The sequence below is a fragment of the Bacillus sp. CCB-MMP212 genome, assembly GCF_022748145.1.
GTDB lineage: Bacteria > Bacillota > Bacilli > Bacillales > Bacillaceae_G > Bacillus_A > Bacillus_A cereus.
Genome location: NZ_JALDQE010000016.1, coordinates 16,918 through 36,526, shown reverse-complemented (window position 1 = coordinate 36,526; position 19,609 = coordinate 16,918). Strand labels below are relative to the sequence as shown.

The following is a 19,609-nucleotide window of genomic DNA, read 5'->3' as shown; positions in this document are numbered from 1 at the left end:
GTAATGAGTAGGTTAAAAGTTGTCATATGAGTAATGATAAGGAATGACATTATGAATGACCTTCGTATAAGAATAATTTAAGAGTCTAACAGAGACTGTAGTTGATACAGTAGGATGTGGGTACTTACAGAATATATTAAAGGAAATGAGGTGAATACAGCATGAGAGGAGTTGCAAAAAAAGTACAAAGGCTACGCTTACTGGAGGAGCATTGTGAGCGTCAAGTAGACACAAAACAATATTGTGCACAGAAGTGTAAAATAGAAAAAGAGTGTATCAAACTAGAAAAAAATACAGTTAAAAAACGAACCCAAAAGGTACAAACGCCAGAAGAAAAATGGGATGCAAGATGTAAACAAGCAGTAGAATTATTTAATCAAGGAATGGAATATCCAGTTATTGCAAAAAAAGTGGGATGTAAAGTAAGTAGTTTGTATAGAGAGCTCAAGAAACGTGGTGTATTACAAATGCCAAAGCAAGTAGCACCATCTAAAGTAGTAAAACCATCTATACTATCACCACAAACAAAAAAATCGGCGTTCCAACGATATAAAGAATACTATATGTATAAATAAGAGAATTACTGATGATAGGATCAATAAATTGAATTAGGAATACTATTGCTAGATATATAATCTGCATATAATCAAAGGGATTTAAAAAAGCGTTTGTTTAGAAATACAATTGAATATTGCAACATTATATTTATTTTTCATCAATTCAGTGTACTCTCTTTTTTGAAATCAGGATGCGTAAGAATACCAAAATACACAAAAATTAATTTTTTAAAAATCTTAAGAGATTATTAAGCATTGGTTCCTTATTGTCCATTAATGTTTAGCACTGAAATGTGTTATTCAAGCTATATACCGTATAAACTTAGTGATTGTAATATTTATGAAATGAATACAATTTTTATAAATGGAAGGGGATATATCATGTTAACTGAGTTACAAAAAAAGTTTTTCTTAAAATTAAAAATCCCACCAAAAGAAAATGTGGAATTTGAAGATTTGCATACAATTCTTTTACAGTTGGGGCACGTATTACCTTATGAAAACATAGACATCATGGAAGGGAATATGAAAGAGTTTTGCAGAGGAAATATTGAAGAAAAACTACTTGTAAAGAATCGTGGCGGATTATGCTATGAGATTAATTCTTTATTATATTATTTTTTGTGCGATTGTGGATTTAATGTGTACCGAATAGCTGGAACTCTTTATAATTCAAACACAAGAAAATGGGGTCCTGATGATGGCCATGTAATCATCGTTCTACAGCACAAACGTGAGAACTATTTAATAGATGCAGGTTTTGCATCGTATCTTCCTTTACAGCCCGTTCTTTTTGATGGTAACAGTGTGACTTCTGTGACCGGAGAATATCGTGTTCGTAAACAAAAAACAGAGAAAGGAACCCATGTATTCGAAATGAAAAAAGGGAAAAATGGTGAAACTTCGCATTTTCTTGATTCTGATCTTACTGATACCTGGTCGATCGGTTATGCTTTTTATTTAAATGAAATTAACGAAAAGAAATTGAGTGCTATACAAAACATGGTTATAGAGCATCCAGAATCGCCAGTAAATAAGGGGAATATTATTTGCAAATTAATTGAAAATGAGCATATTGCACTTACTAAGCAAAGTTTTACAAAAACCCGGTATGGGAAAAAATCTAAAAAAGAAATAACAGAGAAACAATATCATCAAATACTTAGAGATACATTTCATATTTTTTAGAAAACTAACATGAAGAAAGTGAAATAGTAGATTTTATAAATCGTTGTTCCTTCATTTGTATCTGGATTGTTATTTTATATCTCTTTATATATTTTTAATGATTTGAAAGAAAGCAATAAATTCTTCTATTTTACCACTAGAAACATATTTAAATAGGTTATCTTTGCCCAACTCCTTGAAATGAGGGAATAGCAAGAAATTCAAATAAATATGTTATATAAGTATAATTTGTATTTTTGAAATGGAGAATTCTGAATTTTTTTGCGAAAACATGTAATTAGAGCAGTATTTTAATTTAAATGTGATACGATAGTTATATATGCATTTAGATGGTAAAAGGGGATGAAGTTTGGTGAAAAACCATGTAAAAGTAAAGGGACGACTCCATCAAACAAATAAAAAGTGGTCACATCTCCGGCAAAAACAAAAAACATATTTCTAATTGGTTACATTGGGAATATACACAGTTTGTAAGAACGCATCATAGAAAACCTAGAAAGTACGAGCATGATGAAATTCTTCATAAAGTGATGAATCAAATACAGAAACGTAAAATCTGGATTCCGTATGATGAAGTGAAAAAATATTATGTAAGCAAAGTAGGAAAATGGTTTAGAAAAATAGAAAGTGAATGGGAAACACGAGGTGAGGGTGCATTCCATGTATAACTTACAGAATATATGTGTGAACAGTTAAAAGAGAAAAAAGGAACATTATTATCATTTTAAAGAGTGAGGTTCCAATACGTAGATAGGTCCTTGCAACAGATAAATTTACTGTCTTTATGATAGTTCATGGTAAGCATCAATTCATCTACAAGTAATCTCTACAATTATTAAGTAGTTCTTTTTCTTCCTTTTTGGGAGGGGGAGGAAAAAATACCTACTTAGTAGTCAGAATATACAGAGTTTGTTTTTCAAGCAATAGGAATAATACCTAGAAAAAAAGACTTTAGTACGTCTTTTTTGGGTGTTGAAGAACAGACGAGAAGAATAGGGGGAGAATTCGTTGGAAACGAAATTACAAGCATTTCAAAAGGATAAAAGTAAGAACATGCTATTTTCACAGGAACAATTGCTACAAGAGGCGTTTCAAAAGCGTCAGAATATCACATTGATTCTGTTAAAAGGATTACATGTAAAAGGAGGGATAAGAGGATTTGATACTTACTCTGTTTTAGTAGAATTTGAAGGAAAGCAACAGCTTGTATATAAACATGCAATCTCCACGGTTCGATTTTAGAATAAAACAGTAGCATGAATCCTAGTGATCTCATGCTACTAATGAAGATTATTCAGCTTTCCCCGCTTTAAAGACAGGTATTTTACTCGCAGGGATGGTAAGAGCTTCACCAGTATGTGGATTGCGTCCTTCACGGGCAGCACGATTTCGTACTTGGAATGTGCCAAATCCAATTAGTTGTATATTGTCTCCATTTTACAGAGCGTGTTGAATATATTCTAATACGGCATCCACCGCAAGACTTGTTTATGGTTTTGTTAGTTCGGCTTGTATTGCGACTTGTTTTATTAATTCTGTTTTATTCATAGGACACCTCTTATTATAGTTAGTTTTTGTTTAGTATAAGGTGAGAAAATACGTGGTGCAAGATGATTTGTAAGATGTGAAATTTTAAATTCTTTTTATAAGGAAAAAAGAAATGAGGAGGAAAAGAAGATGACAAATGTTTTCCATATGGAACCGAACGTATTTCAGAAACATTAAGGGTGTTGGCACATCCTGTCCGTCTACGAATTGTACATCAATTAATAAAGAAAAAGTCTTTAAATGTTTCTGCATTACAACAGTTTCTCTCCATGCCACAATCGACTGTTTCGCAACATCTTAGTAAGCTAAAAACACATAAAGTCGTAGCATATGAACGAAAAGGATTAGAAGTATTTTATCGAGTGGATGATGAAAAGGTGAAACAAACACTCAAGATACTTACATGTTAAATACATGGATTTGTTTATATGCCTAGTAATATGTACTTATAGGAATAATAGATAGAGGAGGGAGCGCATCTATGAATAAAATTTCACAATATAATTATATAACAGTGAAAGAACTTATTTTTATCCATGCCTACGTAACAGGAGAAGAAATCTCAGATCGGCAAGCATTACAAATTTTAAAACAGTTAGCTCCTGAAGAAATATCAGGCACAATCAAACAAAGCCGTCGGTATTGTATAAGGAAAAATGGAGAAGAGCTTTTTGAATACTATAGAAAAAAACAGCCGAAATTATTTGATAAACAAAAATTATACACGTTTGAAGAGTTGAAACATCGAGCGGATGATTATTGTTCCTCCTATTTAATGATTCACCTCTAATTCAGATGGTTCACTCCTTGTACATTTTGGTAAATGCATAAAATTAATATTTACTTTGCGGAGAAGGTAAAAACGAACTCTCAGATCCTCTTCTACCGAAAGAAAAAGATAAGAGCAATAATTTTTCCCCTTGAAAAGGTAAAAACAATAAATGAAAGACAACAAGGCTATTTAAAGAAGCAGAGAAAAAAGTAGAAAGGGAGATATACCTATGTAGGTGTGGTTATAATTTCACGTACCAAAAAGTTTTATTAAAAATAAAATCCATCAAACCCTTGCTCAAGGTTTGCCTCTTCTCTTTATTCTTCAATACAATAAACATATAGAATAACCACAAAGAAAGGTGCATAAAAAGGTAGTCCAACCATCTATTCTTCAACAACAAAAAACCCTCAAAAAAGGGTAGTATACAATCGAGTGATTGAAATGTTAAATGGTGGCGAAGCCATTTCTCATATTGCAAAAGAAAATGGTGTAATTAGGAAAACCGTCTACAGAATAAAGAACACCCTAATCTAGATTAAAATACTCATTTCCCCCTCATTGTAGCAACGTTGGTACCTGGACTTGTACGAATGATTCGTAAATCAATATATATATATTAAGTAAGTGATCCTCCTATTTTTCCAAACAAAATCATATAGATGGAAATAGATAAGTAAGAATAAAGAACTGAAGAGATATTAGACTTTTCTTTAGTTTGGTAGGTACGATACTCGCATTAATTACTTCTGTGAAAATAAAAGCAACTATGCAAAATTGATTAATTATCAGGAGGGAGATTTATGAAGAATAAATTGTTAATTGTTGGAGCCGGACCAACTGGATTAATTTTAGCTATTGGACTTGCAAAGCAAGGAATCCCTTTTAGAATCATCGATAAAAAGAAAGGTCCTGGAGAAGCTTCAAGGGCTTTGGCTGTACAAGCAAGAACATTAGAATTCTATCGGCAATTTGGATTTGCAGAACAAGTTGTAGAAAAAGGAATTAAATCAGTTAATATGAAATTTTATAAAAATACAACAATGAAGGCTACGGTCAACTTTGAGAATATGGGAAAAGGACAAAGCCCATATCCCTTTATGTTGAGTTTTCCTCAAGATGAGCATGAAAAATTTTTAATTGAACAATTAGAAGCAAAAGGGGTCAATGTAGAATGGAACACTGAGCTTGTATCATTTCATCAGAAAAATGACCATGTTAACGTTAGTACCATAAAAAATGGTGTGGAAGAAGAAAGTATTTATGGCTACTTATGTGGATGCGATGGTGCACACAGTTCCGTCAGAAAAGGGTTAAATTTGAATTTCCCTGGTGACTCATATAAGCAAATGTTTTACGTAGCTGATGTGCAAACTCACAACCAAGAAAGTGTTGGGTTTCAAATGAGACTATTTAAAAAGGGATTTGGGATTCTTATGCCAATTCGGACTGCTGGATCGTTACGCTTAATTGGAATAATACCAGAGGATTTGATGCACAAAGAAAATTTAGAAGCTGATTTTTCTTTAATTAGACCTTATATCCAAAAAAATATGGAATTAGAAATTACGAAAGTAAATTGGTATTCAACATATAAAGTACATCATAGAGTAAGTGAACATTTTAGAAAAGGACGCGTTTTCATTGCGGGAGATGCTGCGCACATACATAGCCCAGCAGGAGGACAAGGAATGAATACAGGCATTGGTGACGCAATTAATTTAGCATGGAAGCTTGGAGCAGTGATTCAAGGGAAAGCAAGTGAATCTATTCTAGATTCCTATGAGCAAGAAAGAATAGCATTTGCCAAACTTTTAGTAGCAACAACAGATAAAGTTTTTTCTTCGATTGTTGGTAACAGCATATTTGAAAAGTTCACTCGGCAATACTTAATTCCAATTATTATTCCAAGGATGACTAAGTTTTCGATAGTTAGAAAAATGATATTTAAAGTTATTTCACAAATAAGGATTCACTATCGAAATAGTCAACTTTCTAAAGGAAATACAGGTGAAATTCATGGAGGCGATCGTTTACCATGGATTCCTTTTGATGATACAGATAATTTTGCGCCACTTGAATCTTTTGATTGGCAGTTACACGTATATGGGGATGTAGTCCCTGATTTTAGTAAATTTGCAGAAGAAAATAACATTCTTTTGTATACATTCCCTTATACTCAAGAGGTACAAAAAGCAGGTATAAAATTGGGATCTACTTTTCTGATTAGACCTGACGGTTATATTGCATTAGCAGAGGAAACTCAAAATATAAATAGTATGGAAGAGTACATTAGAAAGAACAAATTAAAGCTTTAATATGCTATATAAAAAAGTCGGTTCCTAGTGGATTGAACCCTGAGAATGAGACGATAAAAAACACCTCTCTAAATCGTAAGTATCAGTTATGATTTAGAGAAGTGTTTTTCGTGTGGGGAAAAAGGCATATTATCCCGCCGAAATAAAGTGGAAAGTAGTTGAAATGAAACACAAAGAATTCAAAAATAAAGAAATTATGGATGCCTTAGGAAGTAGACATGTGGCTCAAATTAAAACTTGGATGAAATGGTATCGTGAAGGCGAGACCTATCGGTTTGAACAGTTTATTGGAAGACAATCTGCACATAAAAAAAGTTAACAGAACTTGAACAAAAAGAATTAGAAATACGTTATTTAAAGGCAAAGAATATATTGCTGGAAAAAGACAAGAAATCTTAAGGAGGTGGGAGGAAAAGAAGAAATAAGGAAAATGATAAAAGAATGGCAATTAACTTTCACAATTGCAGAACTGTGTTCCATATTTAGTATTTCACGTGCTACTTATTATCGTTGGAAAAAGCACGAGAAAACAGTAACTAATTATGAAGAAAAAACCGTAATAGAAATATGTCAACATCATAAATATCGGTATGGATATCGTCGGGTTATCGCTTGTCTACGTGATCAATTTAACATCGTAATGAATCATAAAAAATATTACGTATCATCTGGAGTTAGAAAAAAGAAAAAGGTATTTGTGCTCGGTCATGAACCAGTGGGAGCTAAAAATTGAATGCAACGGAGATTTAAAGCTACTAAGTCTAAGGGGTAGCACGCACATTTTAACGTTTTTATACTCTAAGGGATTCTCAAAACTCAATAATACAATTTACTGTACAGATAGTACAGTAATATATGTTAATTAGAATTTTAAAAAATAAACTATTTACATACCCTTACTAGTGAGATCTATCTATATTTTGAAAAATCCCAATCCATTTACTGTGAAAAATTTTATTAATTAAGAAACGACAAATATACAATTTGTTGGATGTATATTGCATTTGAGGGGATAGGTAAGATATCATTTTTTTACATAAGTAAAATATTTAATATTAAATGAACTTTAGAAATTGCGCCTAAATTAAAGGAGATTACGTTATGAATACAATCATGATTGTAGAAGATGATATGAAAATTGCTGAATTACTGGGAACTCATATTAAAAAATATGGATACCAAAGTGTTATTATAGAGGACTTCGAAAATGTTTTAGATATATTTCAAGAGATAAAACCAGATGTAGTGCTATTAGATGTAAATTTACCTAATTTTGATGGTTATTATTGGTGTCGCAAAATACGAGCTATTTCCACTTGTCCAATTGTATTTTTATCTGCAAGGAGTGGAGAGATGGATCAAGTTATGGCTTTAGAAAATGGTGGTGACGATTATATTACGAAACCTTTTTATTATGAAGTTGTTATGTCTAAAATCCGTAGCCAGCTCAGAAGAGCATATGGTGAATATGCTCCTAAAGTAAAAGAAAGAATAGTTGAGCAATCAGGGTTAATCCTGTTTCCAGAAAGAATGGAAATTCAACTAAATGATAAGACAATATTACTTACTAGAAAAGAAACAACTTTATTAGAAATATTGATAACAAAGTCTCCGCTCCTTGTAAAACGTGAAGTGATTTTAGAACAATTATGGGATAGTTCATATATAGACGAAAATACATTGAGTGTAAATATAGGTAGAATTAGAAGGAAATTGCAAGATTTAGGTATCGAAAACGCATTGGAGACGGTTCGTGGTGCTGGATATCGTTTGCATGCTACTTGGGAGGAGGAAGGAAAGGAATAATGAAATTATTTTTACAAGAACATATTCCACTTATTTGTTATACATTTGCCCAATTGCTTATCATTCTTTTTATATATTGGTTTGATGGTTATCCACATATATTGACAGCATTATATTCTGTATTTTTGGGTGTTTTTTTATTAATGGGTTATTTAATCTATCGTTATTATAGTCATCGTTCATTCTACAAGCGTCTATCAACACCAATGGAAACTTTAAATGAGTCAATAAAAGATAGTGATTTGACTCCATTATCAATGGCCTTAGAAACATTACTACAATCTCAATATCAATATTATCAAAACCAATTAAAAAAATGGGAACGAAAACAACAAGAACAAATGACTTTTATGAATCAATGGGTTCATCAAATGAAAACACCTATTTCTGTTATTGAGTTAATTACACAAGATGCAGAAGACTCACGATTTGACAGTATTAATGAAGAAACAGAAAGAATCAAAAAAGGGCTAGAAATGGTCTTATATGTTGCTCGCTTAGAAACATTTGAACAAGATTTTCATGTGGAAAGAGTGCAATTATTAGAAATGATTGATTCCGTTATTCATGAAAATAAACGTCTTTTTATACGTAGTTATGTGTATCCAGAGGTAAAAGTAGATCCGAATCTTATTGTAGAAACAGATAAGAAATGGTTTCGATTTATACTCAATCAAGTACTGTCAAATGCAATTAAATATTCATCAAGTAAGAAAGAAAAAGTAATAGTTTCGGCGTGTTCAAAGGGACGAGCAATTGTTTTGGAAGTAAAAGATTATGGGGTTGGTATTCCTACTGCTGATTTACCACGTGTTTTCAATCCATTTTATACTGGAGAAAATGGTAGGAAATTTAAAGAGTCTACGGGAATGGGATTATATCTTGTTAAAGAAGTATGTGAAAAATTAAATCATAAGATTGAGCTAGAATCTGAGGTAGGTAAGGGAACAAAAATTAGAATCATATTCCCGTATGCATCTCGTTAACCGATGAAAGGTATACCTTTCATCGGTTTTTCTTTTGAATCTTACAAACTTGTTAGATAAATGTTAGGGAAATCGATATGAGACATACTATATATAAGTTACACTTCATGTATCGAAAAGAGAAATGGAAGGTGAAATACTTGTGGAGATACTACATGTTTCAGATTTAGGGAAAGTTTATTCTGGAAAAATTTCTTGTACAGCATTATCCCATATTGATTTAAAAATAAACAAAGGTGAATTTGTAGGAATTATGGGACCATCTGGGAGTGGTAAAACAACGCTATTAAATATGGTTTCTACTATAGATGCTCCAACATCAGGAGAAGTATTAATTCATGGAGAAAACCCATATCTGTTATCTCCAGATCAGTTGTCTTTATTTCGAAGACGTGAATTAGGGTTTGTTTTTCAATCATTTAATCTCCTTAATACATTGACAGTGAAAGAAAATATTGTTCTGCCACTTACGCTTGATGGTGTAAGCCCTAGAGAAATGGAAGGTAAAGTGGAAGCTATTGCTGAAAAACTAGGGATAACTGAAATATTAGATAAACGTACGTATGAAATCTCTGGTGGGCAAGCACAAAGAACAGCTATCGCACGAGCTACTATTCATAATCCGAAATTATTACTTGCGGATGAACCTACAGGAAATCTGGATTCAAAATCTGCTAGTGATGTGATGGAATTATTGACAACGCTTAATAAAGAAAATAGCACAACGATGATGTTAGTGACACATGATGCAATGGCTGCAAGTTATTGTGATCGAATTGTGTTTATCAAAGATGGACAGTTATACAATGAGATTTATTGTGGAGATAATCGCAAAGTATTTTATCAAAAAATTCTAGAGGTTTTAGCATTATTAGGAGGAAATGCAAATGACTTTTCGACAGTTCGCATTTAATAACGTCATTCGAAGTAAACGAACATATTTGGCTCATTTTTTAAGTAGTACGTTTGCTATTATGATTTTCTTTACTTATGCATTACTTGCATTTCATCCTAATTTACAAGGGGATCTTGCTGCTAGTATAACAATCAATACATTTGCAAAGTCAGGATTACTGATATCGCAGGGGTTAATATTTTTCTTCTCATTCTTCTTTATCTTATATTCTGTAAGTGCATTTTTAAAAACAAGAAAAAAAGATTTTGGAATTCTAATGCTACATGGGATGTCGCGTTCACAGTTGAATAAATTAGTATTTATTGAAAATATAATAATTGGTACCGCTTCTATTTTAACAGGAATTACAATTGGAATGGCGTTCTCTAAGTTTATCTTAATTATGAGCAACCATCTGTTAATGATTGATAAAGGACTTCCATTTTACATGCCATTTAAAGCAATTGGGATAACATTTGGAGCATTCTTATTACTATTTTTATTTATTTCACTTTTTACTTCTCGATTAATAAATGTAGAGCAATTAGTAGAATTAATAAAAGCAGAAGAAAAGCCAAAGCCTGAACCAAAGGCATCCCTTTGGCTATCTCTGTTCGCACTAATTTGTATTGGATTAGGATATACAGCTGTTTTCCATAGTGTTAACGCAATTCATTACAAGGATGTGAAATATGTATTATTCATGATGGCGACAGGGGTAAGCTTTGTTGTATTTGGAACGTACTTCTTATTTACCCAGCTCAGTGTGTATGTGTTACGTGCATTAAAGAAAAGAGAAAATATTTTCTTTAAGAAAACAAACATACTCACCATCTCAGATTTAGTGTATCAATTAAAAGATAATGCAAAAATGTTTTTTATGGTCACTATTATTTCTACCGTTGCCTTTACTGCAGTGGGAACTTGTATGGGATTAGGTAACTCATCAATGGCTGAATCAAATAGTCCCTTTGCATTTTCTTATGAGTCCTATAATAATAATCCTTTAGAAAAAGAGCATCTAAAAAAAATAGAAAGCGAACTCAATAATGGTGGGTTTAAATTCAAACAAGTAGCTTATTCCATAAAACAAATTCCAGATACCCTTTATAACAGTAATGTATTATTAAGCGTTATAAAAATAAGTGATTATAATAAGTTAGCTGAGGTATTTGGTTTTGAAAAAGAAAGCTTAAAAGATGAAAATGATAGTTTTGTCATACCATCAAGAAAAGTTACTAATACAAAATCTAAACAAGATGAATTTCAATTGTTGCATGAAAACATAAAAAAAGATATGCATGTAGATAAAATACTAACGCCAAAAGAACTACAAGATACAAACATAACGACAGTTATTATTACGGATACTGTATATAATCAAATGATTCTGGATTCAGATAATCAATATGGTCAATTCACTATCAATGGTTTTGTTGTGAAAGATTGGGAGAAAACAAAAAAAGTTGCTGAAAAAATTTTGGCTTCCTTACAGAAAGGGAACAAAGATGTAAATGATCCTAGGGTATACAACGAATCATATCAATTTTCGTCTTTAATTTTTAAATGGATAGCTATGAAGCAAGGATTTGGACTTGCATCTATCATGAGTGTATTAATAGGTATTGTTTTCTTTACGTTTGCTGCAAGCTTTTTATATTTCCGATTATACACAGACTTAGAACGAAATCAGCAGCAATATAAAATGATAGCAAAAGTTGGTTTAAGCAAACCGGAATTAAAGAAAATTGTGTCACGTCAACTTGCATTGTTATTCTTTTTACCAATTGCAATAGCGATTACACATAGTACGGTTGCTTTTATGGCCTTGCAAAAGTTAGCCAATTTTTCAGTCTTGGGTAGTTCCGTTATGGTATTGATTTGTTTCTTAGTTATGCAAATTATATACTTTTACTTTGTTCGAGCTCAATATTTGAAAAAAATGTATAAAACAATTTTTTAATTTAAAAAAAGGAGAATATAGGATGAAAAAAAGACTTGGATTATTAATAGTAGCTGGTATTTCGATTACCATGTTAGGAGCATATTCATTATTTGGTACAAAAAACTCCCAAGCAAATGGAATTTCAATAGAAGTAGGAGAGATAAACGAACAAGCAAGAAACTCTATAATAGACTTGTACAAAGATATAATAACATCACAAGACCTATATCAAATAAAAGAAGGGGCCATAGATAATAACAAGCTCGACATAAAGCTACCGACTAATTTTGGGGATTCTATGGATGCTGCTACTAGTAATTTACTATTTATTAGTAGAACAACTGCTGAAAAAATGAATAAAAAGGGACTTATACGTGAAAGGGATAATAACGAGGGGCTCCTATCTTCAGACTCTCTTGATTCGTTACCGAAAATAGGGAAAAATGAAGCTATCATATTTGCAAATAAAGAATATAAAGACTTAAAAGAATTAACATTCGATAACAAAAAAATGAATGTTCAATACAAAGGAGATGTATGGCTATCTCCATATCGTGGTAAATCCAATGAAATCCTATTAATTGTAGATGATACATTATTTAAAGAAATAAATGGGAAAGAAAAAACTAGACAGATTGTATCTTTTAATAAATCTTTTGGGAATCTTAATTTAGTCAATCAAGGAAAAGCACCAGAATTAAGTAAGGAAATAGATAAAGTGAATATGGTTTTAGGAACTAAGGGCAAGGGAGCCGTTAATTTTGTAAATATTACAGAAAAATAAACAAATATTTCTATATAGAATAGAAAAAGTTAAAACCTATTAAATGATGAATAAAAGTTCATTTATTACTTTTTTCAAATATGATTATTTTTAAGGACACAAATAAGTGAATCAGATTTTTTAGTTATAATAAAAAAATCTGATCCACTTTTGAAATTATAACCATCATCAAAATTTATACACTTGTTTTTTTTGTTTAAAATGTGTCTAAGCGTACAATTTCCCCGAAATGATATGGTGACACCTAATACATTGTTAGGATTAAAAAATGAATTTTCCTCGCATAGGATAATTTGAACAAGAAATGGTCAATTTCTTGTTCGTCATAGTTTGAAGTAGTTGTCACCCAGTTCAGCTATATTAAACGTTTATGAATAATAGTTTTACGTATTAGGGGTACGGCAATAATCTTTTTTGGAGTCACTCACAAATTTATGATAAGAGGTAGTTTAAATAGTTAACTAACTACTTGAACTACCTCTTTGTTTTACCTAATTTGAGTACAGAAATGATTATAATTTAACCAATTAAGATTTTTTCTTCTGCATAACGAATCTTATTATGCTCATTTTTGGCCATAGCAAGCGCAAATGCCATAGTTAATGGTCCTAATCTGCCAATAAACATCATGATTGTAATCAAAATACGTCCTACAGGAGTAAGGTCTCCTGTTAATCCTGCGCTAAGTCCAACTGTCCCAAATGCAGAAACTGTTTCAAATAAAATTTGAGAGAATTCAGCATGTTTTTCAGTAATTGTTAATAAGAAAAATATGATAAAGATAAACAAAACAGCTGTCGTAGCAATGGCGATTGCTCGATTCACTAAATTTTTTGGAATTCTTCTTTTAAATATATGAATATCCTCTCTATTTCTTATAATTGCTACAATGGATAATAAAAGCAGGAATGCTGTTGTTACCTTAATTCCACCACCAGTTGATCCAGAAGATGCTCCGATAAACATTAATGCTATTGTATAGACTTGAGAACTCATCGTCATTTGCCCAATATCAATGGTGTTAAATCCTGCTGTCCTAGGAACAACACCTTGGAAATAAGATGCCCAAATTTTATCATCAAGCGACAATGTTCCTAATGTTGCAGGGTTATTGTATTCTAAACATAAAATAATAATGGAACTTATGATGTTAAGAAACAGTGTGGCTACTAAAACAAGTTTGGTATGTAGTGAGAAATATCTAATTTTTCTTTTCTTAATTACATCTAAAATCACAATAAAACCGATTCCACCACTTATAAATAGAAACGTAATTATTATATTGACTACAGGGTCTCCTACCCAATTACTCAAACTATCTGGTTCTAATCCAAATCCTGCGTTATTAAATGCTGAAATGGTATGGAATATCCCGTAATATATTGCTTTTGGCCAAGGCATTTCATATGACCATCGTATCGCTAAAACAGTTGCTCCAACTAATTCAATGACAAGTGTAATCAAAATAATTTGTTGCACTAATTTTATAACGCCTTGCAAAGACAAGGAATTAATAGCCTCCTGAAGTAACAGTCTCTTCTTTATGCCAATTTTTTTTCCTAAAATAAGAAACATCAAAATCCCACTCGTCATAAATCCCCAACCACCAAGCTGGATAAGGATAAGCAAAACAATTTGTCCAAATACAGTAAATGTACTTCCTGTATCAACTACGGCAAGCCCTGTTACACACACAGCTGATGTCGCCTCAAAAAGCGCATCAATAAACGATAAATGATGACGATCTTGAGTGGATATAGGTAACATGAGTAAAAAGGTTCCAATTAAAATTAAGCCTAAAAAACCTAATACTAAAATATGCGCTGGATTTAGTTTGAAGAATAGGTTTTGTCTTTTGAAAATTTTATTAATCAAAATAATAACTCCCCTCGAATGGTAAATGTATAGGTATGATTAAATTTCCCATAAAAACAATATCATATAAAGAACAATAGTGTGAGATAAATTAAAAAAGTCCTCTTTTCGCTTGCCAACTAAAAAGAGGACTTTTCACAGGTAGGACTTGCAAAAATAGAATGTAAAAAAGTTAGATTTCGATAGCATATGGCTACATAAAACACCCAATAACCAGTATTTTTAAACACATACGTCTAAAAAAGAAAAAGAGTTGCGAAAAGCAATATTACAACGTTTGAGATTCAGCTGAGACACGTGTATATCTTGGCTGTCTCCTTCCTTTATCATGTTATAGAATTATTGTTAAATAATATACCTTGTGCACAATAGTGGATAATATCTCTCCTTTTAACGATTCCTATAAAAATACCTTCGTCATCTATAACGGGAACAAAGTTTTGCTCCATAGCTCTTGATACAAGGTTTTCGATTTCTGCATTTATGGAAACTGGTTCATTAAAACGGTGTAAAGAAACCTCACTTAAAAGAATTTGATGGGTATTGTTAAAGGTTAAAGATGATGTTTTTTTGAGTTTCCATAGTAAATCACCTTCTGTTAGTGTACCTGCATATTCCCCCTTATCATTGACTAAGGGAATAGCTGTATATCGATGGTGTTCTAACTTCTCTAAAGCCTGACGCATCGTTGAATTTATGTTTATATATACAAGTTCACTCTTAGGAGTAAGAAAAAATGCAATGTTCATTTTATTGAATCTCCTTTAATAGTTCGTTTTCTTAGTATTCTTTATATTTTTATAATATAAAAAGGGAATGAATTCAAGATGTTACTAGGAAGATATTTAAATTCATTCTCTTTTTTTAATATTAAAAATCGATTTTGATGAAAAAGAAAGGAAAGACAAGTAAACAGATGATAAGAGGTTCATTATACTCCATATAATCCTATAAATAGCTAAATTTATCCTTATTTAAGGTGATTCTAATCTTTACAAGTTAAATCTAGAGGAGTATATTTACATTCATAAATTGATTATAAAATTTTCCAAAAACAACCTTATATCGCTGAGTCCAGAAATGGAGCGGGGGAACCAATTTTGTGCATTGTCACTTGGGGTGAATCTTTCATTAAGAAAGTAGGGCTACTCTTTAGGCCCGAATCCGACAGCTAACCTCGTAAGCGTTTGGAGAGGAGGTTTACTTTTGTGTTGTTCGTTTTTGAACGCTGAGTAGAGCCTCAGTGTTCTTTTTTGGTTATTTAATGGTAAAATTTAACGTTTGGAAGTGGGGGATTATAATGCTAGATGTAGTAATAATCGGAATCCTGGTTGTATTAGTAACATCTATGATAGGGCTTGCAAGCTGGTCAAATAAAATTGTGAAAGAAGAAAAATCGAAATGATGATTGTACTTTCGATTGTAGTATTACTTATTACAAGTTATTTAGTATATGCGTTATTAAATCCAGAGAAGTTTTAAGTAAGGGGAGGCAACAATAATGATATGGGTTGCAGTTATTGTAACGATATTACTGTTTGTACTACTAGCGATTCCAATGGGAACTTATTTAGAAAAATCGTTCCAAGGTAGTCAGACATTAGATAAAGTATTTGGGCCAATCGAAAGAATTATTTTTAAATGTGGCAATATAAAACAAAATAATCAAACCTGGGTACAATACGCATTTGCTATGTTGTTAACAAATGTTTGTATGATTACATTTATTTATTTTGTTTTTAGGTTACAAGGTGTTTTTCCATTGAATCCTAGCAAAATAGAAGGAATGGAACCTACACTGGCATTTAATACAGCAATTAGTTTTATGACGAATACAAATTTACAGCATTATAGCAGTGAAAGTGGAAGTGTCTGCAGAAGTTATTAAAAAATCATTTTTTGTATGTGATAGCAAAAAATTAGCATTATCCGTTGGGGTTATAGGTAGCTTGGGGATTAATCCTAATTGTATAGATGCAGAATTAGGTTTTATCTTAAAAAAGCCTCTCAAACATCCTATAGAAAAATATAATTATACAATATACCATGCAGTAGGCATGCCATTTCAAGATTTGGCAGCAGCATGGATTGTTTATAAGAAAGCAAAAAATGCCCAAAAAGGGCATTCTCTGAATTTTTTTAAATAATCCCTAAGTGGAGTATTATGAACTAATATTTGTTTCTTTCACAACCTCTGTACTTCTGAAAGGGCCTGAACTCCAGCTGGTTCTTTTTTATTTGTAAATTTGAATAAATATTAAATATTTATAATTCTTAGATAAAAATTAGAGACTCATCACATGTCCAGCAACCTAAGATTTTGAAGGAACACTAAAATAAAAAATTAATAGTTTTACAGTTATATATGAGAATTCAACTTATTTGTTTTGTGAGGAGGCAATCTGCTAACTATATGGTGATGTACTTCAACTTATCGAATTTAATACAGAAGATGTTCCATATAGAATGACTGATGAATCAGAAGGATTCATTCAAATTTCTGGAGACAAATCTTATAAATTTCTAGATTCTGTTAAAATGAAATTATAAATTGATAGAATTGGAGAAACAAAAAGCAATTGGAATCGAGAGTTTGAAATAAAAATTGATAAAGAAAAAGCTACAAAGTCTACTGAAATTATGAAAGAGGAATCACAAAAAAGAGGTATAAAAGGATAATACGTTCTTAGCTGTATTATGAATATCCTTTCGAATTAGAAAAACTTCCAAGAGCGAGAATAATGTAAATAACTTAATCAGGGGATCATCCTAATTAGAATGATCCCCTTTTATTTCATAACATCCGAATACGGAATAGTTGTTTCTATTTTTATTACTAATACAAAGTTTTCTTTAACTTACTCTGGTAAATAATCTAGTAACTTAATCAAATCTTTTAAAAAGTCAGGACTAGCAAATTTCAACAAAGCAGGTACTTCCTTAAAATGATTCTTAAGGCCAGTATCTACCTTCTTAGAATAGTCTTTTTCATCACCTATTAATAAATCTACAATAGTTGTTTTTAAAGGATTACTTACTTTTCCCCACAAAAATTCAGCTTCCTGAAAATGTTTATTTATAAATACTTTCACCTGATTAATAAATGGATCATTCTTTTGTTGAATTGCTTCTTGTAATTGTTTCAATGACATATCTTCAACTTTTACCAGCTGATTTATGGAAACATCATTTGTATACTCTGCAGCATGAGCACTTATCCCGAAAACACCAAAACCACTAAACCCAATTGCACTAGCTAATGTAACACCCACAAATTTCTTCATAATAACGGAATGATTAAATCGTTTCATCTTTTAAATGCCTCCTTAAATAATTATAGTAAAAAACCACTATGCAATTACCTGTAATATCAAAGATGCATTTCTCACAATTGTATTCCTTCAACTATATCGCTTATATTCAACTTATCATCATTAAAAAGAATTGTATATTGATAATATCCTTACAAAAAATTGCTAATGTTTAGTATAGATACTTTCTACTATTTTTATAGGAGAATAACATTCTTTTATGATTGAAGGAAAACAGCCAAAGAAATGGACAAAGAATACTTACTTTATATATTTTTATATAATAGGAGGATATATACTTATTCATAAAAGCAAAAAAAGAAGAGGGATATCTCCCTCTTCACCAATAAATTCAAACATATTTACAATTAAGGAAGGGCATACATTCATCAAGTGATGAAAGGAACAATAATAGTTCACCTAGTGAATTATAACATAAAATAGCTCCTATTAATAGGTAATATTACCATTAATGGAATTGTTGTGACAACTTTGTTAAATATCTTAATATTAAAAGGCTTTATATGTATACAAATGGAATGTGGATAGTGTAGGGATAAAATATAAGGGGGATATATATTATGTTTAACAAAAAACAAAAATTAGTAACAACCGTAACAGCTTTAACATTAGGATGTGGATTTACGTTCGGATTAACACCAGCCTTTGCAGATTCTACTAAGATTTCTGCCAACAATACTCCTGTTCATTCTATTCAAAACCAAGAGCAAGAGCCTTTTACTGGATATGTCATTTCAGTAGATAAGAATTACTTAGTGGTTGCTGCTACTTCTACAAAAGATGAAGCACTTGCGTACCAAAATGATTTGTGGGATCTAGTTTCTCAGAATAAAATTTTACGAGTTCCTGTTTCAGATGGGGAAAATTACACATTAGGTGAAAAATTAAACGTATATGCAGTTGGTTGGACTGCATCATTACCACCAATCGCTGTTATGCCTACAATTGAAAAATTAGCCCAATAGGTAATAGCATTTAATATAAAATAAATAACCGATTTCTTAATTGTATAAGGAATCGGTTGTTTTTTGTCAAAAGTGTGTCTAAACGTACAATTTTCCTGAAATGATACGGTGAACCAATGTAGTTTTAGAAAATTTAAAAACACATTCACATATACTCTCTTCGAAGCCTGGGAGTGTACACAACCACCTAAAGCCTGTTATTGCATCTATATATCATATATTATTAATGTATAATTGTTATCATGTAATTTCTATGAGAGGTATGAATTCGCATACACATAAGTGATAAAAAGGTGAAAAACTGAACCAAATAGTTATCTAACTGGGATAAAGAATGATAATAAATAGAACCCGCTAATTATAACAGGTTCTGATCAGAGTCATAGGCTCAATTACAGGAACTACAGGTCTACTGGGGGGTAGCCTAATTCCTGGTTAATATTAAGGTATGTTAAAAAATTTTAAATATGATTAATCAAAGGATAACTAAACAAAATTTTTATTTTGTAAAAATCAAAAAAGAGCACCTCGTACAGGTGCCGGAATTAGATAGGCGATAATCAATATAATTACTTACCACCATTTTAATTGATATGTATTAAATAAAAAAATAGAAAGCTCTTTTTAAAGAGCTCTCT

At 31.4% G+C, this 19,609-nt stretch carries 20 protein-coding genes, 5 pseudogenes and 1 riboswitch; of the genes and pseudogenes, 21 read left to right on the top strand and 4 right to left on the bottom strand.

What is annotated here, in order from left to right:
- Positions 1-161 precede the first annotated feature (161 nt).
- From MRP26_RS28000 to hfq, 5 genes and pseudogenes are all read left to right on the top strand, one after another.
- Positions 162-575 (top strand): hypothetical protein, encoded by a 414-nt coding sequence (locus MRP26_RS28000; RefSeq protein WP_150191942.1) that lies wholly within the window; start codon positions 162-164, stop codon positions 573-575.
- 363 nt (positions 576-938) lie between these two features.
- Positions 939-1,745: an arylamine N-acetyltransferase family protein gene (locus tag MRP26_RS27995; RefSeq protein WP_242807314.1), complete on the top strand. Its 807-nt coding sequence runs from the start codon at positions 939-941 to the stop codon at positions 1,743-1,745.
- A gap of 352 nt (positions 1,746-2,097) precedes the next feature.
- Positions 2,098-2,413, top strand: a pseudogene (locus MRP26_RS27990) (transposase).
- A gap of 12 nt (positions 2,414-2,425) precedes the next feature.
- Positions 2,426-2,568: pseudogene (locus MRP26_RS27985) on the top strand (LSm family protein).
- 185 nt (positions 2,569-2,753) lie between these two features.
- Positions 2,754-2,987 carry an RNA chaperone Hfq gene (gene hfq, locus MRP26_RS27980; protein ID WP_242807313.1) on the top strand — a complete coding sequence of 78 codons (234 nt, stop codon included), beginning with the start codon at positions 2,754-2,756 and terminating at the stop codon, positions 2,985-2,987.
- Between the two features lie 48 nt (positions 2,988-3,035).
- Here the strand turns inward: hfq and MRP26_RS27975 are convergent.
- Positions 3,036-3,293: pseudogene (locus MRP26_RS27975) on the bottom strand (HU family DNA-binding protein).
- Between the two features lie 161 nt (positions 3,294-3,454).
- On the opposite strand from MRP26_RS27975, the gene MRP26_RS27970 reads away from it, so the two are divergent.
- The 11 genes and pseudogenes from MRP26_RS27970 (at position 3,455) to MRP26_RS27920 (ending at position 12,799) form a co-directional block, all read left to right on the top strand.
- Positions 3,455-3,703: an ArsR/SmtB family transcription factor gene (locus MRP26_RS27970; protein ID WP_481747186.1), complete on the top strand. Its 249-nt coding sequence runs from the start codon at positions 3,455-3,457 to the stop codon at positions 3,701-3,703.
- 71 nt (positions 3,704-3,774) lie between these two features.
- Positions 3,775-4,083 (top strand): 50S ribosomal protein L7ae, encoded by a 309-nt coding sequence (locus tag MRP26_RS27965; RefSeq protein WP_150190410.1) that lies wholly within the window; start codon positions 3,775-3,777, stop codon positions 4,081-4,083.
- A 351-nt stretch (positions 4,084-4,434) separates the two neighbouring features.
- Positions 4,435-4,602: pseudogene (locus MRP26_RS27960) on the top strand (helix-turn-helix domain-containing protein); the annotation flags it as partial.
- A gap of 266 nt (positions 4,603-4,868) precedes the next feature.
- Positions 4,869-6,383: an FAD-dependent monooxygenase gene (locus MRP26_RS27955; RefSeq protein WP_242807312.1), complete on the top strand. Its 1,515-nt coding sequence runs from the start codon at positions 4,869-4,871 to the stop codon at positions 6,381-6,383.
- A 112-nt stretch (positions 6,384-6,495) separates the two neighbouring features.
- Positions 6,496-6,702 (top strand): hypothetical protein, encoded by a 207-nt coding sequence (locus MRP26_RS27950; RefSeq protein WP_242807310.1) that lies wholly within the window; start codon positions 6,496-6,498, stop codon positions 6,700-6,702.
- Positions 6,703-6,813: 111 nt separating this feature from the next.
- Positions 6,814-7,116 (top strand): IS3 family transposase, encoded by a 303-nt coding sequence (locus MRP26_RS27945; RefSeq protein ID WP_242807308.1) that lies wholly within the window; start codon positions 6,814-6,816, stop codon positions 7,114-7,116.
- A gap of 368 nt (positions 7,117-7,484) precedes the next feature.
- Positions 7,485-8,189: a response regulator transcription factor gene (locus MRP26_RS27940; protein ID WP_242807306.1), complete on the top strand. Its 705-nt coding sequence runs from the start codon at positions 7,485-7,487 to the stop codon at positions 8,187-8,189.
- Complete coding sequence (locus tag MRP26_RS27935) at positions 8,189-9,175, top strand: sensor histidine kinase (RefSeq protein WP_242807304.1); 987 nt, start codon at positions 8,189-8,191, stop codon at positions 9,173-9,175. Before MRP26_RS27940 ends, MRP26_RS27935 begins: the two co-directional genes overlap by 1 nt.
- A 142-nt stretch (positions 9,176-9,317) precedes the next feature.
- On the top strand, positions 9,318-10,088 hold the full coding sequence (locus MRP26_RS27930) for an ABC transporter ATP-binding protein (protein WP_346770929.1): 771 nt from the start codon (positions 9,318-9,320) through the stop codon (positions 10,086-10,088).
- Positions 10,063-12,033, top strand: a complete 1,971-nt coding sequence (locus tag MRP26_RS27925) for an FtsX-like permease family protein (RefSeq protein ID WP_242807300.1) — start codon at positions 10,063-10,065, stop codon at positions 12,031-12,033. The genes MRP26_RS27930 and MRP26_RS27925 overlap by 26 nt, the downstream gene beginning before the upstream one ends.
- A gap of 22 nt (positions 12,034-12,055) precedes the next feature.
- Positions 12,056-12,799: a lipoprotein BA_5634 family protein gene (locus MRP26_RS27920; RefSeq protein ID WP_242807298.1), complete on the top strand. Its 744-nt coding sequence runs from the start codon at positions 12,056-12,058 to the stop codon at positions 12,797-12,799.
- Between the two features lie 519 nt (positions 12,800-13,318).
- On the opposite strand, the gene MRP26_RS27915 is transcribed toward MRP26_RS27920, so the two are convergent.
- The gene (locus tag MRP26_RS27915; protein WP_242807296.1) at positions 13,319-14,674 is read right to left on the bottom strand and encodes a TrkH family potassium uptake protein; all 1,356 of its coding nucleotides are present in this window, start codon (positions 14,672-14,674) and stop codon (positions 13,319-13,321) included.
- Between the two features lie 326 nt (positions 14,675-15,000).
- Entirely contained in the window at positions 15,001-15,423 is a 423-nt protein-coding gene (locus tag MRP26_RS27910; protein WP_098425949.1) for a CBS domain-containing protein, read from the bottom strand.
- 307 nt (positions 15,424-15,730) lie between these two features.
- A riboswitch (cyclic di-AMP (ydaO/yuaA leader) is annotated at positions 15,731-15,874 on the top strand.
- Between the two features lie 100 nt (positions 15,875-15,974).
- Between MRP26_RS27910 and MRP26_RS27905 the strand changes: the two genes are divergently transcribed.
- From MRP26_RS27905 to MRP26_RS31165, 4 genes and pseudogenes are all read left to right on the top strand, one after another.
- Positions 15,975-16,079, top strand: coding sequence for a hypothetical protein (locus tag MRP26_RS27905; RefSeq protein ID WP_242807295.1), 105 nt, complete (start codon positions 15,975-15,977; stop codon positions 16,077-16,079).
- The gene (kdpF, locus tag MRP26_RS27900; protein ID WP_098688002.1) at positions 16,076-16,156 is read left to right on the top strand and encodes a K(+)-transporting ATPase subunit F; all 81 of its coding nucleotides are present in this window, start codon (positions 16,076-16,078) and stop codon (positions 16,154-16,156) included. Before MRP26_RS27905 ends, kdpF begins: the two co-directional genes overlap by 4 nt.
- Before the next feature lie 19 nt (positions 16,157-16,175).
- Positions 16,176-16,541, top strand: a pseudogene (locus tag MRP26_RS31170) (potassium-transporting ATPase subunit KdpA); the annotation flags it as partial.
- A 1-nt stretch (position 16,542) separates the two neighbouring features.
- Positions 16,543-16,821: a hypothetical protein gene (locus MRP26_RS31165; protein ID WP_481747185.1), complete on the top strand. Its 279-nt coding sequence runs from the start codon at positions 16,543-16,545 to the stop codon at positions 16,819-16,821.
- Positions 16,822-17,532: 711 nt separating this feature from the next.
- Here MRP26_RS31165 and MRP26_RS27890 read toward each other — a convergent pair.
- A complete protein-coding gene (locus MRP26_RS27890) occupies positions 17,533-17,985 on the bottom strand; it encodes a hypothetical protein (RefSeq protein WP_242807293.1) in 453 nt (150 codons plus the stop codon).
- A gap of 581 nt (positions 17,986-18,566) precedes the next feature.
- Here MRP26_RS27890 and MRP26_RS27885 point away from each other — a divergent pair.
- Positions 18,567-18,971: a DUF3221 domain-containing protein gene (locus MRP26_RS27885; protein ID WP_242807291.1), complete on the top strand. Its 405-nt coding sequence runs from the start codon at positions 18,567-18,569 to the stop codon at positions 18,969-18,971.
- Positions 18,972-19,609: the final 638 nt, after the last annotated feature.